Source organism: Rhodococcus (subgen. Prescottella) equi (assembly GCF_003013675.1).
GTDB lineage: Bacteria > Actinomycetota > Actinomycetes > Mycobacteriales > Mycobacteriaceae > Prescottella > Prescottella equi.
In genome coordinates this window covers 2,839,354-2,853,213 of sequence record NZ_CP027793.1, presented here as the reverse complement: position 1 = coordinate 2,853,213, position 13,860 = coordinate 2,839,354, and the positions used below count along the sequence as shown (strand labels likewise).

The 13,860-nt window shown below is 67.1% G+C and carries 11 protein-coding genes and 1 rRNA gene; 9 read left to right on the top strand and 3 right to left on the bottom strand.

All coding sequences use genetic code 11. From position 1 onward, the window contains the following. The first annotated feature begins 3 nt into the window (after nucleotides 1-3). The 6 genes from argF to C7H75_RS13310 all read left to right on the top strand — a co-directional run bounded on the left by argF (nucleotide 4) and on the right by C7H75_RS13310 (nucleotide 7,525). Entirely contained in the window at nucleotides 4-942 is a 939-nt protein-coding gene (gene argF / locus C7H75_RS13335) for an ornithine carbamoyltransferase (RefSeq protein WP_022596148.1), read from the top strand. After that, a complete protein-coding gene (locus C7H75_RS13330) occupies nucleotides 939-1,457 on the top strand; it encodes an arginine repressor (protein WP_064058717.1) in 519 nt (172 codons plus the stop codon). The genes argF and C7H75_RS13330 overlap by 4 nt, the downstream gene beginning before the upstream one ends. 49 nt (nucleotides 1,458-1,506) lie before the next feature. Continuing rightward, nucleotides 1,507-2,706 carry an argininosuccinate synthase gene (locus C7H75_RS13325; RefSeq protein ID WP_013416141.1) on the top strand — a complete coding sequence of 400 codons (1,200 nt, stop codon included), beginning with the start codon at nucleotides 1,507-1,509 and terminating at the stop codon, nucleotides 2,704-2,706. Between the two features lie 3 nt (nucleotides 2,707-2,709). Further along, nucleotides 2,710-4,134, top strand: a complete 1,425-nt coding sequence (argH, locus tag C7H75_RS13320; protein ID WP_005512951.1) for an argininosuccinate lyase — start codon at nucleotides 2,710-2,712, stop codon at nucleotides 4,132-4,134. 75 nt (nucleotides 4,135-4,209) lie between these two features. Beyond that, nucleotides 4,210-7,245, top strand: a complete 3,036-nt coding sequence (locus C7H75_RS13315; RefSeq protein WP_084869722.1) for an acyl-CoA synthetase — start codon at nucleotides 4,210-4,212, stop codon at nucleotides 7,243-7,245. Nucleotides 7,246-7,309: 64 nt separating this feature from the next. Then, nucleotides 7,310-7,525, top strand: coding sequence for a Trm112 family protein (locus tag C7H75_RS13310; protein WP_081188566.1), 216 nt, complete (start codon nucleotides 7,310-7,312; stop codon nucleotides 7,523-7,525). On the opposite strand, the gene C7H75_RS13305 is transcribed toward C7H75_RS13310, so the two are convergent. The 3 genes from C7H75_RS13305 to C7H75_RS13295 are packed head-to-tail and all read right to left on the bottom strand — an operon-like array spanning nucleotide 7,470 to nucleotide 9,657. Beyond that, nucleotides 7,470-8,141 carry a TetR/AcrR family transcriptional regulator gene (locus C7H75_RS13305; RefSeq protein WP_106851452.1) on the bottom strand — a complete coding sequence of 224 codons (672 nt, stop codon included), beginning with the start codon at nucleotides 8,139-8,141 and terminating at the stop codon, nucleotides 7,470-7,472. The genes C7H75_RS13310 and C7H75_RS13305 overlap by 56 nt on opposite strands. Next, nucleotides 8,138-8,899 (bottom strand): ABC transporter permease, encoded by a 762-nt coding sequence (locus C7H75_RS13300; RefSeq protein ID WP_106851451.1) that lies wholly within the window; start codon nucleotides 8,897-8,899, stop codon nucleotides 8,138-8,140. The genes C7H75_RS13305 and C7H75_RS13300 overlap by 4 nt, the downstream gene beginning before the upstream one ends. After that, complete coding sequence (locus C7H75_RS13295; protein ID WP_005512961.1) at nucleotides 8,896-9,657, bottom strand: ABC transporter ATP-binding protein; 762 nt, start codon at nucleotides 9,655-9,657, stop codon at nucleotides 8,896-8,898. The genes C7H75_RS13300 and C7H75_RS13295 overlap by 4 nt, the downstream gene beginning before the upstream one ends. A gap of 109 nt (nucleotides 9,658-9,766) precedes the next feature. On the opposite strand from C7H75_RS13295, the gene C7H75_RS13290 reads away from it, so the two are divergent. From C7H75_RS13290 to C7H75_RS13280, 3 genes are all read left to right on the top strand, one after another. Then, complete coding sequence (locus tag C7H75_RS13290; RefSeq protein ID WP_106851450.1) at nucleotides 9,767-10,390, top strand: DNA-3-methyladenine glycosylase; 624 nt, start codon at nucleotides 9,767-9,769, stop codon at nucleotides 10,388-10,390. An 18-nt stretch (nucleotides 10,391-10,408) separates the two neighbouring features. After that, the gene (gene tyrS / locus C7H75_RS13285; protein WP_013416135.1) at nucleotides 10,409-11,686 is read left to right on the top strand and encodes a tyrosine--tRNA ligase; all 1,278 of its coding nucleotides are present in this window, start codon (nucleotides 10,409-10,411) and stop codon (nucleotides 11,684-11,686) included. 604 nt (nucleotides 11,687-12,290) lie between these two features. Beyond that, nucleotides 12,291-13,809 (top strand): 16S ribosomal RNA (locus tag C7H75_RS13280). The last annotated feature ends 51 nt before the right edge of the window (nucleotides 13,810-13,860 follow it).

Here is a 13,860-nt window from a genome sequence, read left to right as displayed (position 1 = left end):
TACATGACCGTTCGGCACTTCTTGAGGGACGACGATCTCACTCCGGCCGAGCAGGCCGAGGTGTTGTGGCTCGCCCGCGAACTCAAGGCGAACCCGTTCTCGCGCAAGCCGCTCGAGGGCCCGCGCGGCGTCGGCGTCATCTTCGACAAGAACTCGACGCGCACGCGGTTCTCGTTCGAGATGGGCATCGCGCAGCTCGGTGGGCACGCGGTCGTCGTCGACGGCAGCAAGACCCAGCTGGGACGCGACGAGACGTTGCAGGACACGGGCCGGGTGCTGTCGCGCTTCGTCGACGCCGTCGTGTGGCGCACGTTCGGTCAGGAGCGGCTCGAGCAGATGGCGGAGGGTGCGACGGTTCCGATCGTCAACGCGCTGTCCGACCAGTTCCACCCGTGCCAGGTGCTCGCGGACCTGCAGACCATCGCCGAACGCAAGGGCGAGCTGGCAGGCCTGCGACTGACGTACCTGGGCGACGGCGCCAACAACATGGCGCACTCGCTGCTGCTCGGCGGCGTCACCGCCGGCATGCACGTGACGATTGCCGCCCCGCTCGGGTTCGCGCCCGATCCGGCGGTCGTCGCGGCGGCCCGCACCCGCGCCGAGCAGACCGGTGCGATGGTCACGCTCGTCGACGACCCGCAGGCCGCGGTCGCCGGCGCCGACGTGCTGGTGACCGACACGTGGACGTCGATGGGGCAAGAGGAGGACGGTCTCGACCGCGTCGGACCGTTCCGGCCGTTCCAGATCAACGCCGAGTTGCTGGCGAAGGCGGCGCCCGACGCCGTCGTGCTGCACTGCCTGCCTGCGCATCGCGGTGAGGAGATCACCGACGAGGTGCTCGACGGGCCGCAGTCCGCGGCGTGGGACGAGGCCGAGAACCGCCTGCACGCACAGAAGGCCCTGCTCGTGTGGTTGCTCGACCGCGCCGGGACGCGGCCGTGACCTCCGCCCCGGGCTCGGAGACCGCGCACCCTGCCGCGGCCGTCGCGCACACGCGCGCCGGCCGTCAGGCGCGGATCACCGCTCTCGTGGCGGAGCGGCACATCCGAAGCCAGGCCGAGCTCGCGGCGTTGCTCGCCGCCGAGGGCATCGAGGTGTCGAACGCGACGCTTTCGCGGGACCTCGAGGAGCTCGGCGCGGTGAAGCTGCGCGCTGCGGACGGCGGGGCCGGGGTGTACGTCGTACCCGAGGACGGCTCGCCCGTACGCGGCGTCTCGGGCGGCACCGACCGGTTGTCCCGCCTGCTCGGCGAACTGTTGGTGTCGACCGACGCCAGCGGGAATCTCGCCGTGCTGCGCACTCCGCCCGGGGCGGCGCACTACCTGGCCAGCGCGCTCGACCGGGCCTCGTTGCCCGACGTCGTAGGCACGATCGCGGGCGACGACACGATCCTCGTCGTGGCCCGCGACCCGCTCACCGGAGCGGAGCTTGCCGCGGCGATAGAGCGCCTGGCCTGACCACTAGACTCTTTCTCGAACACTTCTATCTCTAAGGAGCACACACACCATGGCTGAACGCGTCGTACTCGCCTACTCCGGCGGGCTGGACACCTCGGTGGCCATCAGCTGGATCGGCAAGGAGACCGGCAAAGAGGTCGTCGCCGTCGCCATCGACCTCGGCCAGGGCGGCGAGGACATGGAGGTCGTGCGTCAGCGTGCCCTCGACTGCGGTGCCGTCGAGTCGGTCGTGGTGGATGCGCGTGACGAGTTCGCCGACGAGTACTGCCTGCCGACGATTCAGGCCAACGCGCTGTACATGGACCGCTACCCGCTGGTCTCGGCCATCAGCCGTCCGCTGATCGTCAAGCACATCGTCGAGGCCGCGCGTGCGCACGGCGGCACCGTCGTCTCGCACGGTTGCACCGGCAAGGGCAACGACCAGGTTCGGTTCGAGGTGGGCTTCGGTGCTCTGGCCCCCGACCTCGAGGTGATCGCGCCGGTCCGCGACTACGCGTGGACCCGCGAGAAGGCGATCGCCTTCGCCGAGGAGAACAACATCCCGATCAACGTCACCAAGCGTTCGCCGTTCTCGATCGACCAGAACGTGTGGGGCCGCGCGGTGGAGACGGGCTTCCTCGAGGATCTGTGGAACGCCCCCACCAAGGACGTCTACGACTACACGCAGGATCCGACCCTCAACTGGAACAGCCCCGACGAGCTGATCATCAGCTTCGAGGCCGGCAAGCCGGTTGCGATCGACGGCAAGCCCGTCACCGTGCTCGAGGCCATCCAGGAGCTGAACAAGCGTGCGGGCGCGCAGGGCGTCGGCCGCCTCGACGTCGTCGAGGATCGTCTCGTCGGCATCAAGAGCCGTGAGATCTACGAGGCCCCGGGCGCGATGGTCCTGATCACCGCGCACCAGGAACTCGAGCACGTCACCCTCGAGCGCGAGCTCGGGCGCTACAAGCGTCAGATGGAGCAGCGCTGGAGCGAGCTGGTCTACGACGGCCTCTGGTTCTCGCCGCTCAAGGATGCGCTCGATTCCTTCGTCGCGAAGACCCAGGAGCGGGTCACGGGCGACATCCGCCTGTTCCTGCACGGTGGCGCGATCACGGTCAACGGCCGCCGCAGCCCGGAGTCGCTGTACGACTTCAACCTCGCCACCTACGACGAGGGCGACACCTTCGACCAGTCGTACGCGAAGGGCTTCGTCAACATCCACGGCCTGTCCTCCAAGGTCGCGGCGAAGCGCGACCTGGGTCTCTAGGTCATGACCGACGCCCACGGAACAAACGAGGGTGCCCTCTGGGGCGGCCGGTTCGAATCCGGACCGGCCGCCGCCATGGCGGCGCTGAGCAAGTCGACGCACTTCGACTGGGTCCTGGCCCCGTACGACGTGCGGGCCTCGCAGGCGCACGCCAAGGTCCTGCACAAGGCCGGTCTGCTGAGCGACGCAGACCTGGCGACGATGCTCGACGGCCTCACCAGGCTCGGCGACGACGTCGCCTCTGGTGCGTTCGGTCCGGCGGACTCCGACGAGGACGTCCACGGCGCCCTCGAGCGCGGGCTGATCGAGCGCGTCGGACCCGAGGTCGGTGGCCGGCTGCGCGCGGGGCGTTCCCGCAACGATCAGGTGGCCACACTGTTCCGCATGTGGCTGCGTGACGCGGTCCGCCGCATCGCCGACGGCGTTCTCGACGTGGTCGACGCGCTCGCGACGCAGGCCGCTGCGCACCCGGACGCCGTGATGCCGGGCAAGACACACCTGCAGGCGGCGCAGCCCGTGTTGCTGGCGCATCATCTGCTCGCACACACGCATCCGCTGTTGCGCGACGTGCAGCGGCTGCGGGACTTCGACAAGCGGGCCGCGGTGTCGCCGTACGGTTCCGGTGCTCTCGCGGGTTCGTCGCTGGGCCTGGATCCCGACGCCATCGCTGCCGAGCTGAACTTCGACTCGGCTGCCGAGAACTCGATCGACGCGACGTCGTCGCGGGACTTCGCGGCCGAGGCGGCGTTCGTCCTCGCGATGATCGCGGTTGACCTGTCCCGGATGGCCGAAGAGGTCATCATTTGGAGCACACCGGAATTCGGCTACATCACGCTCGCGGACGCGTGGTCGACGGGTTCGTCGATCATGCCGCAGAAGAAGAATCCGGACGTCTCCGAGCTCACTCGCGGCAAGGCCGGACGCCTCATCGGCAACGTGACCGGTCTGCTCGCGACGCTCAAGGCGCAGCCCCTCGCGTACAACCGCGATCTGCAGGAGGACAAGGAGCCGGTCTTCGATTCGGTCGCACAGCTCGAGCTGTTGCTGCCGGCGATCACCGGCCTGGTCTCCACTCTGGAGTTCCACACCGACCGGATGGCGGAGCTGGCCCCGGCCGGGTTCACGCTCGCCACCGACATCGCGGAATGGATGGTGCGCCAGGGTGTCCCGTTCCGGGTGGCGCACGAGGCGGCGGGTGCGTGCGTGCGTGTCGCCGAGGCTCGCGGCGTGGGTCTCGACGAGCTGACCGACGAGGAACTGGCCGGGGTCGATCCGGCGCTGACGCCCGCGGTGCGTGAGGTGCTCACGGTGCACGGATCGATCGCATCGCGCAGTGCGCGTGGCGGCACGGCCGGTGTCCGCGTCGCCGAGCAGCTGGGCGGGGTGCGGGAGTCGGCGAACGCGCTTCGCGCATGGGCGCGCGCATAAGGAAATCGACGACGAGTCGGTGTGACCCGGCTTCCACGAACGCAGTAATGTGGAAGGCTCATCGAACATGATGTGATGCAAGTCACGGTGAGTTGCTGGGGGAGTGCGCTGGTGAGTCTCGGTTCCGAGTACGTGGTGGGTTCGCTTCGGCGGGCCGTGGCCACGGCACAGAACGGCCTCGAAGTTGTTCGACTCGGCGGTCTGGAAACGGGGGCGACCCCGTCCCCGTTCCAGATCGTCGAGCGTGCGCCGATGTACCGGCTCCGTCGCTACTTCGCGGACACCGAGCCCGCGGACACCGAGCCCGCGGAGGCCGGTCCGCCGATCGTCCTCGTTCCGCCGATGATGATGTCCGCGGATGTCTACGACGTCACGCGGGACCAGGGCGCGGTCGGCATTCTCCACGAGATGGGCCTCGACCCTTGGGTGGTCGACTTCGGTTCGCCCGATGCCGAGGAGGGCGGCTGGAACCGCACGCTCGCCGACCACATCGTCGCGATCAGCGAGATCGTCGACCGGGTGCACGAGCACACCGGGCGCGACGTCCACCTGTCCGGGTACTCGCAGGGCGGCATGTTCTGCTACCAGGCTGCGGCGTACCGCCGCTGCCGGAACATCGCCAGCCTCATCACGTTCGGCGCCCCCGTGGACACCCTGGCGGCGCTGCCGTTCAACATTCCTGCAGGGCTCGCGACGAAGGGTGCGGACCTGCTGGCCGACCACGTCTTCAACCGGCTCTCGATCGCCGGGTGGATGGCGCGCACCGGGTTCCAGTTGCTGGATCCGGTGAAGACCGCCAAGTCCCGGTTCGATTTCCTCCGCCAGTTGCACGACCGGGATGCGCTGCTACCGCGCGAGCAGCAGCGCCGGTTCCTGGCGCAGGACGGCTGGGTCGCGTGGTCCGGGCCGGCCGTCGCGGAGTTGCTCAAGCAGTTCATCGTCCACAACCGGATGATGACCGGCGGGTTCGTCATCAAGGACACCGCCGTCAGTCTGGCCGAGCTGTCGTGCCCGATCCTCGCGTTCGTCGGCGAGGTCGACGACATCGGCCAGCCCCTCGCCGTACGGGGCATCAAGCGGGCGGCCCCTCGCGCCGAGGTGTTCGAGTCGACCCTCCGTGCAGGGCATTTCGGTCTGGTGGTCGGATCGGCGGCCGCATCGCGGACATGGCCGACCACGGGTGAATGGGTGCGCTGGCGCGAAGACATGGGCCCGCGCCCGGAAGCGGTCGACGTGATGATCCACGACGAGCCGTCCGGTCAGGACAGCGGCGTCAGCCTCACCAATCGCATCACTCACACGGTCGCGTCGATCGCCGAGGTCGGCGTCGGCGTCGGGAAGGGTATCGCCGACTTCGCGACCGACACCGTGCGAGGGACCCGCGAGATCTCGATAGAGGCGGCGCGGGCACTGCCCCGACTGGCTCGCCTCGGGCAGTTGCAACCGCATTCCCGGATCTCGCTGGGTCTGCTGCTCGCCGAGCAGGGCAGGCAGGCGCCGAACGGCGAGTGCTTCCTGTTCGACGACCGGGTGCACACCAATGCGGCTGTCAACACCCGTATCGACAACGTCGTCCGCGGGCTCGTGCACGCCGGCGTCCGGCCTGCCGCGCATGTCGGCGTGCTGATGGCGACCCGGCCGAGTGCGCTGGTCGCGATCGCGGCGCTGTCGCGGCTGGGCGCGGTCGCGGTGCTGCTGCCGCCCGGCGGGGATCTCGACGAGGCGGTCCGGCTGGGTCGGGTCGACAGGATCGTCGTCGATCCCGACCACCTCGAGGATGCGGTTGCCACGGGTCAGAAGGTTCTCGTGCTCGGTGGTGGCGAGTTCCGCGGCCTGGCGGTGGAACTGGGCCCCGATGTCATCGACCTCGAGCAGGTCGACCCGGATGCGGTGACGCTGCCCGGGTGGTACCGCCCGGATCCCGGCCTGGCCCGCGAGTTGGCGTTCGTGATCTTCAGTGGGTCCTGCGGCAACCTCGAAGCCAAGTACATCACCAACTTCCGGTGGGCGCTGTCGGCGTTCGGCACCGCCTCGGCTGCCTCGCTCAGCCGGAGCGACACCGTCTACTGCCTTGCGCCACTGCATCATTCGTCCGGGTTGATGGCGACCCTGGGTGGCGCGATCGCCGGTGGCGCACGCATCGCCCTGTCCCGCGGCCTCGATCCGGACCGCTTCGCGGAGGAAGTCCGCCGTTACGGTGTGACGGTCGTGAGCTACACGTGGACGATGATGCGCGAGATTCTCGACGCCAAATCCCTTCCGTTGGAGGAAGGACATCCGATCCGGTTGTTCATCGGGTCGGGAATGCCGCCCGGGCTCTGGCGGCGGATCTCTTCCCGTTTCGCGCCGGCGCGGGTGCTCGAGTTCTACGCATCCACCGAGGGTGACGTGGTGCTGGTCAACGTGTCGGGCGCGAAGGTCGGCTCGAAGGGACGGCCGCTGCCGGGCAGCGCGGAGGTACGGGTCGGCGCTTACGACCCGATCGAGGGACGGTTCCTCGAGGATGCGCGCGGGTTCGTGCGCGAGTGTGAGGACGACGAGGTGGGCCTCCTGCTGGGCAGGCCCGGCGCTCGAACCGAGGCGGTGCCGGGCGTCATGCGGGGTGTGTTCGCGGCCGGTGACGCGTGGGTGCCGACCGAGAATCTCTTCCGTCGCGACGCCGACGGTGACTTCTGGCTCGTCGATCACAAGCGGACGGTCGTCGACACGGTCCGCGGGCCGGTCTTCACGCAACCGATCGTCGACCTGCTCGGAGAAATGCCGCAGGTGGACCTTGCGGTCGCCTACGGTGTGCCGACGGGCGAGCGCCAGGTACCGGTGGCCGCGATCACCGTCCACGACGGCCGCGTCCCGAGCGCCGCCGAGGTCACGGCCGCTCTCGGACAGTTGCCGATCGAGCAGTGCCCGGACATCGTCCACGTCGTCGACCGGATTCCGCTGGGCCCGTCGTACCGGCCGCAGGCGACCGAACTGCAGGCCGCCGGGCTGCCGAAGCCGAGTGCTCGTTCGTGGTGTCTCGATGCCGAGACGGGCCGCTACAAGCGATTCACCAAGGCTGCGGCCGCCCGGTACGGCGGCAGCCCGGAGGGTCCGGGTGGGGTGCCCGCGTAGCCGGTGCTGCGGCGACTTGTAGCCTGGACCGGCCGAGATCGACGGACGGCCCGAGAGGACTGAAGTGGCTATTGATCCCACCCTGCTCAGCATTCTGGCGTGCCCGCAGGACAAGGGGCCGTTGCTGTTGGTCGGTGACGAGGTGCTCTACAACCCGCGCCTGCGCCGCGCGTACCCGATCGAGAACGGCATTCCCGTTCTGCTGATCGACGAGGCGCGCGACGTCACCGATGCCGAGCACGAGGATTTCGTCGCCCGGGGCGCGGCGGCCGAGTCCTGACCGCAGCGTCGAGCGGGCCCGTGAGATAGGCCTGCAGCGTCGGTGCCACCAGTCGGGCGGCCTCGTCGGTCGACAGATCGGCGAGCGCGCCGACGTCGAGGAGGTGGCGGGTGAGGAACAACCCCGCCATCTGCGACGCGACGAGCGCCACGCGAAGTTCACCGGTTCCCGGCGGTGAGTCGACCCGCGGCACGACGTCGCGGAGTGCGACTTCCAGCAGGAAGCTGCGGAGCAGTCGTTCGCGGCCGCCCGTGAGCGCTGACCGTACCGCCGCGACCACCGCCGGTTGGTGCGGCGAATCCCAGATACCGATCACCGTGCGGGCGAGCGCCTCACCGAGTTCGTGCACCGGCACGGCTTCGAACGAGCCGGCGATCGACGCCGGGTCCATCGGTAGGGCCACGGCTTCGACGAGCAACTGCTGCTTCGTTCCGAAGTAGTGGTGTACCAGCGCCGAGTCGACACCGGCATCGGCTGCGATCGCTCGGATCGTCGTGTGGTCGAACCCGTCGTCGGCGAAACGCTCCCGCGCCGCGCTCAGGATCCGGTCGCGTGTGGTCGACGGGCCGGGGCGACGCCCGGGCCGGGTCGGGGGCACCGCGGGGTCCACCGTCATGGCGTGCGTCGACGTAGCGTCGCGGCGCCGAGACCCAGCGCGACCACGACGAACGACGCGACGATGCCCAGGTCGCGCCACATCAGCGCGGTCGTTCCCGGATGGGTCGCCACCTGTTGCAGTGCCTCGACCGCGTAGCTGAGCGGGAGCACGTTGCTCATCCACTCGAGCCACTGCGGCAACTGGTTGCGCGGCACCAGCAAGCCGCACAACAGCAGCTGTGGGATGACGATCACCGGCATGAACTGCACGGCCTGGAACTCGGTGCGCGCGAATGCGCTGCACAACAGGCCGAGGGCGACGCCGAGGACCGCGTTGAGCACGGCGATGAGGATCACCCAGAACGCGTTGCCCTGCGTGGTCAGGCTCAGGAACCAGAACGCCACTCCGCACGCCAGCGCGGCCTGTGCCGCCGCGGCGATCGAGAAGGCGGTCCCGTAGCCGGCCAGGAGGTCGAGCTTCGACAGGGGAGTGGTCAGCAACCGCTCCAGCGTTCCGGAGCTGCGCTCGCGCTGCATCGCGATCGACGTCACCAGGAACATCACTATGAAGGGGATGATGCCGAGCATCGTGATCGCGATGCGGTCGAACAGTGGAGTCTGACCGGGCGGAGTCGGGACGTTCTGATAGAGGAAGTACAGCAACACCATGATCAGCGACGGCACGAACAGGATCATCGCGACCGTGCGCCGGTCCGTGCGGAGTTGGCGGAGGATGCGAACGGTGCTCGCGGCATAGATACGTGGATTGACGATCACGGCTGGACTCCGACCTGCTGGTCCCGGATGAGGACGAGGAAAGCCTCTTCCAGATTCGACTTGCCGGTTCGTCGGCGCAGCTCGTCGGGCGATACGTGGGCGAGCAGCCGACCTTCGCGGAGAAGTAGCAGGCTCTCACAGTGGTCCGCCTCGTCCATCACATGACTCGACACCAGCAGCGTCGCCCCCGACGCCGCCAGGTCCGCGAAGTGATCCCACAACTCCGCGCGCAACACCGGATCCAGGCCGACCGTCGGTTCGTCCAGGACCAGTACGTCGGGCCGCCCCACCAGTGCGCACGCCAGCGACACCCGGCCGAGTTGGCCGCCGGACAGGTCCCCGGCAGCGTGATCGGCGTGCGTACTCAGACCGACCGCCTCGATCGTGTCCTCCACCGCGTCGTGCCCGCGTCCGTAGAGCGAGGCGAAGTACCGCACGTTGTCCCGAATGGAGATGTCGAGATAGACGCTGGGCTCCTGCGTCACATACCCGACCCGGTGGCGCAGCGGCGTCGAGCCCGCCGGCCGACCGAGCACGGTCACCGTGCCGGACTCGATGATCTGGGTCCCGACGACGCACCGCATGAGGGTGGTCTTTCCGCAGCCCGACGGTCCCAACAGTCCGGTGATCGAGCCGCGGGGGATCGACAGGTCGACATCCCGCAGCGCGGGGGCACCTCCACGCGTCACGTTCAAGCCCTGGATCACGACGGCGGACGACGCCGGCGGATCGGCGGAGTGCTCGGATGGTGCGGTCATACCGACCTCGATTCATCGAGTGATGAACTCATCGCCCGATGAATTCTCTGCCCGCTCCCGCCGGCCGGTCAACCGTTGCCGTGCACCGAATGCGTATCCGTGCACAATCGTGACCGTGACTTCCTCCGGCCGGGCCGTCCTTCGCGACGCCGAGGATCCGCTCGCCGCCGCGCGCGCGGTACTCGGCGGGCTGCTGACTGTCGGTGCAGTGCAGGCACGGATCGTGGAGGTCGAGGCGTACGGCGGGGATCCGTCGGGGCCGTGGCCCGATCCGGCGGCACACTCCTTCCGCGGGCCGACTCCCCGGAATTCGGTCATGTTCGGCCCGCCCGGACACCTCTACGTCTATCGCAGCTACGGCATGCACTTCTGCGCCAACGTCACGTACGGACCGGACGGCGTGGCCGGGGGAGTGCTGCTGCGGGCCGCGGAAGTCGTCGAAGGGCACGAGCTGGTGGCCTCGCGGCGTCCCGCCGTCCGACGTCCCGTCGACGCGGCACGCGGTCCCGGAAACCTGGGCGCGGCGTTGGGGTTGACGCTCGACGACGACGGCCTCGACCTGTTCGGCGAGGAGTCGGGGGTGAGTCTGGAGCTGTGCGCGACGGACGTCTGGAACAGCGGTCCGCGCGTGGGGATCTCGGTGGCTCCGGACTGGCCGTGGCGGCTGTGGATACCCGGTTCTCCCGCCGTCTCGTCCTATCGCCGCAGCCCGCGCGCACCCGCCCCGACCTGACGGTGGGATGATCGGGTCGTGACTGAGAACATCCTTGACGAACTGACCTGGCGGGGGCTCATCGCCCAGTCGACCGATCTGGACGCACTGCGTCGCGAGACCGAGGCCGGTCCAGTCACGTTGTATGCCGGCTTCGATCCGACCGGGCCGAGTCTGCACGCCGGACACCTGGTGCCACTGCTGGCACTCAAGCGCTTCCAGCGGGCCGGCCACCGCCCGATCGTGCTGGCCGGCGGCGCCACCGGCATGATCGGTGATCCGCGCGACGTCGGCGAGCGGGTCATGAACACCGCGGACACCGTCGCGGACTGGGCCGACCGCATCCGCTCGCAGCTCGAGCGATTCGTCGACTTCGACGAATCGCCCACCGGCGCCGTCATCGAGAACAACGCGAACTGGACGTCGAAGCTCACCGCGATCGACTTTCTGCGCGACATCGGCAAGCACTTCTCGGTGAACGTCATGCTGGCCCGTGACACCGTCAAGCGCCGACTCGAAACCGACGGCATCTCCTACACGGAGTTCAGCTACATGTTGTTGCAGGCCAACGACTTCGTGCACCTGCGCCGCAACTACGGCTGCACCCTGCAGGTCGGAGGCTCCGACCAGTGGGGCAACATCATCGCCGGCGTCGACCTGAACCGGAAGCTCGACGGCGAGTCGGTCCACGCCATGACGGTGCCACTCGTGACCTCCGCCGACGGCAAGAAGTTCGGCAAGTCCACCGGTGGCGGCAGCCTGTGGCTCGACCCGGAGATGACCAGCCCGTACGCCTGGTACCAGTACTTCGTGAACACCGGCGACGCCGATGTCGTGAAGTACCTGCGGTGGTTCACCTTCCTCACCCAGGAGGAGCTGGCCGAGCTCGAGGTCGCGACGGCCGAACGCCCGCAGGCACGCGAGGCGCAGCGCCGGCTCGCGGCCGAGATGACGACCCTGGTCCACGGTCAGGCCAACACCGATGCGGTCGAACTGGCGAGCAAGGCACTGTTCGGTCGTGCCGAGCTGACCGATCTGGACGAGTCGACCCTCGCCGCCGCGTTGAAGGAAGCATCGATCGCCGAGGTCGCCGGTGATGCCCCGCGCACGATCGTCGACCTGCTCGTGGCGAGCGGACTGAGCGAGAGCAAGGGCGCCGCACGTCGTGCGGTGAAGGAGGGTGGCGCCTACGTCAACAATCAGCGCGTGGAGTCCGACGACTGGACGCCCGAGTCGTCGGACCTGCTGCACGGCCGGTGGCTCGTGATCCGTCGTGGACGCAAGAACTTTGCCGGCATCAAGGTGATCGCCGGCTGACGTGTTCGGCGTCACCTGAGAGAGTGTGAGTCGATCGGGGCGGGGATTGCCCCCGTCCCGATCGTTCTACCAGCGGCTTCGCGGTTTGCCGGATCCATGATCGCGCTCTGACCTGGCGATTTGGCAGATCCACTAACCGACCCGTAACTTATTGCGAGTCAGAGCGACACGGACACCGACCCGGACGCGATCTTCACTGGTCAGCGAGGGAAAACGAGGTTGTACGGGGAGCGCCTGATATTCCCGGAAGTTGGTTGATGATCCTGCCGTGTGTAGGGTGGTTGTACCGCGTCCGGGTGGCCCGGAAGGGAAGCGAGTTTGCACTCGACTCCCGGGTGGGCTAAGCTGGAACGGTTGCCCCGGAACGAGAAACTGTGTGTTTCGAGTGATGGTGTGTGCGTGTTCTTTGAGAACTCAACAGTGTGTCGATGAATGTCAGTGCCAATTTTTGGTACTCCATCACTTTTTGTGGTGGGTATTTGCTGATTGTCTCATTCTTCCGTCTGGGATGGTCAGCGCAAACAGCTAGTTTGAGTTTATTTTGCTAGTGATTTGACTCGATGTCTATGACTGATTGCCGGTTTTGCCGGCCAATCTTGAGTCTTCAACGGAGAGTTTGATCCTGGCTCAGGACGAACGCTGGCGGCGTGCTTAACACATGCAAGTCGAACGGTAAGGCCCCTTCGGGGGTACACGAGTGGCGAACGGGTGAGTAACACGTGGGTGATCTGCCCTGCACTCTGGGATAAGCCTGGGAAACTGGGTCTAATACCGGATATGAGCTCCTGTCGCATGGCGGGGGTTGGAAAGGTTTACTGGTGCAGGATGGGCCCGCGGCCTATCAGCTTGTTGGTGGGGTAATGGCCTACCAAGGCGACGACGGGTAGCCGGCCTGAGAGGGCGACCGGCCACACTGGGACTGAGACACGGCCCAGACTCCTACGGGAGGCAGCAGTGGGGAATATTGCACAATGGGCGAAAGCCTGATGCAGCGACGCCGCGTGAGGGATGACGGCCTTCGGGTTGTAAACCTCTTTCAGCAGGGACGAAGCGAGAGTGACGGTACCTGCAGAAGAAGCACCGGCCAACTACGTGCCAGCAGCCGCGGTAATACGTAGGGTGCGAGCGTTGTCCGGAATTACTGGGCGTAAAGAGCTCGTAGGCGGTTTGTCGCGTCGTCCGTGAAAACTTGGGGCTCAACCCCAAGCTTGCGGGCGATACGGGCAGACTTGAGTACTGCAGGGGAGACTGGAATTCCTGGTGTAGCGGTGAAATGCGCAGATATCAGGAGGAACACCGGTGGCGAAGGCGGGTCTCTGGGCAGTAACTGACGCTGAGGAGCGAAAGCGTGGGTAGCGAACAGGATTAGATACCCTGGTAGTCCACGCCGTAAACGGTGGGCGCTAGGTGTGGGTTTCCTTCCACGGGATCCGTGCCGTAGCTAACGCATTAAGCGCCCCGCCTGGGGAGTACGGCCGCAAGGCTAAAACTCAAAGGAATTGACGGGGGCCCGCACAAGCGGCGGAGCATGTGGATTAATTCGATGCAACGCGAAGAACCTTACCTGGGTTTGACATATACCGGAAAGCCGTAGAGATACGGCCCCCCTTGTGGTCGGTATACAGGTGGTGCATGGCTGTCGTCAGCTCGTGTCGTGAGATGTTGGGTTAAGTCCCGCAACGAGCGCAACCCTTGTCCTGTGTTGCCAGCGCGTAATGGCGGGGACTCGCAGGAGACTGCCGGGGTCAACTCGGAGGAAGGTGGGGACGACGTCAAGTCATCATGCCCCTTATGTCCAGGGCTTCACACATGCTACAATGGCCGGTACAGAGGGCTGCGATACCGTGAGGTGGAGCGAATCCCTTAAAGCCGGTCTCAGTTCGGATCGGGGTCTGCAACTCGACCCCGTGAAGTCGGAGTCGCTAGTAATCGCAGATCAGCAACGCTGCGGTGAATACGTTCCCGGGCCTTGTACACACCGCCCGTCACGTCATGAAAGTCGGTAACACCCGAAGCCGGTGGCCTAACCCTTGTGGAGGGAGCCGTCGAAGGTGGGATCGGCGATTGGGACGAAGTCGTAACAAGGTAGCCGTACCGGAAGGTGCGGCTGGATCACCTCCTTTCTAAGGAGCGTTCTCCAGTCGAGGGGCAACAGAGGTTGTCTTCTTGCTGGC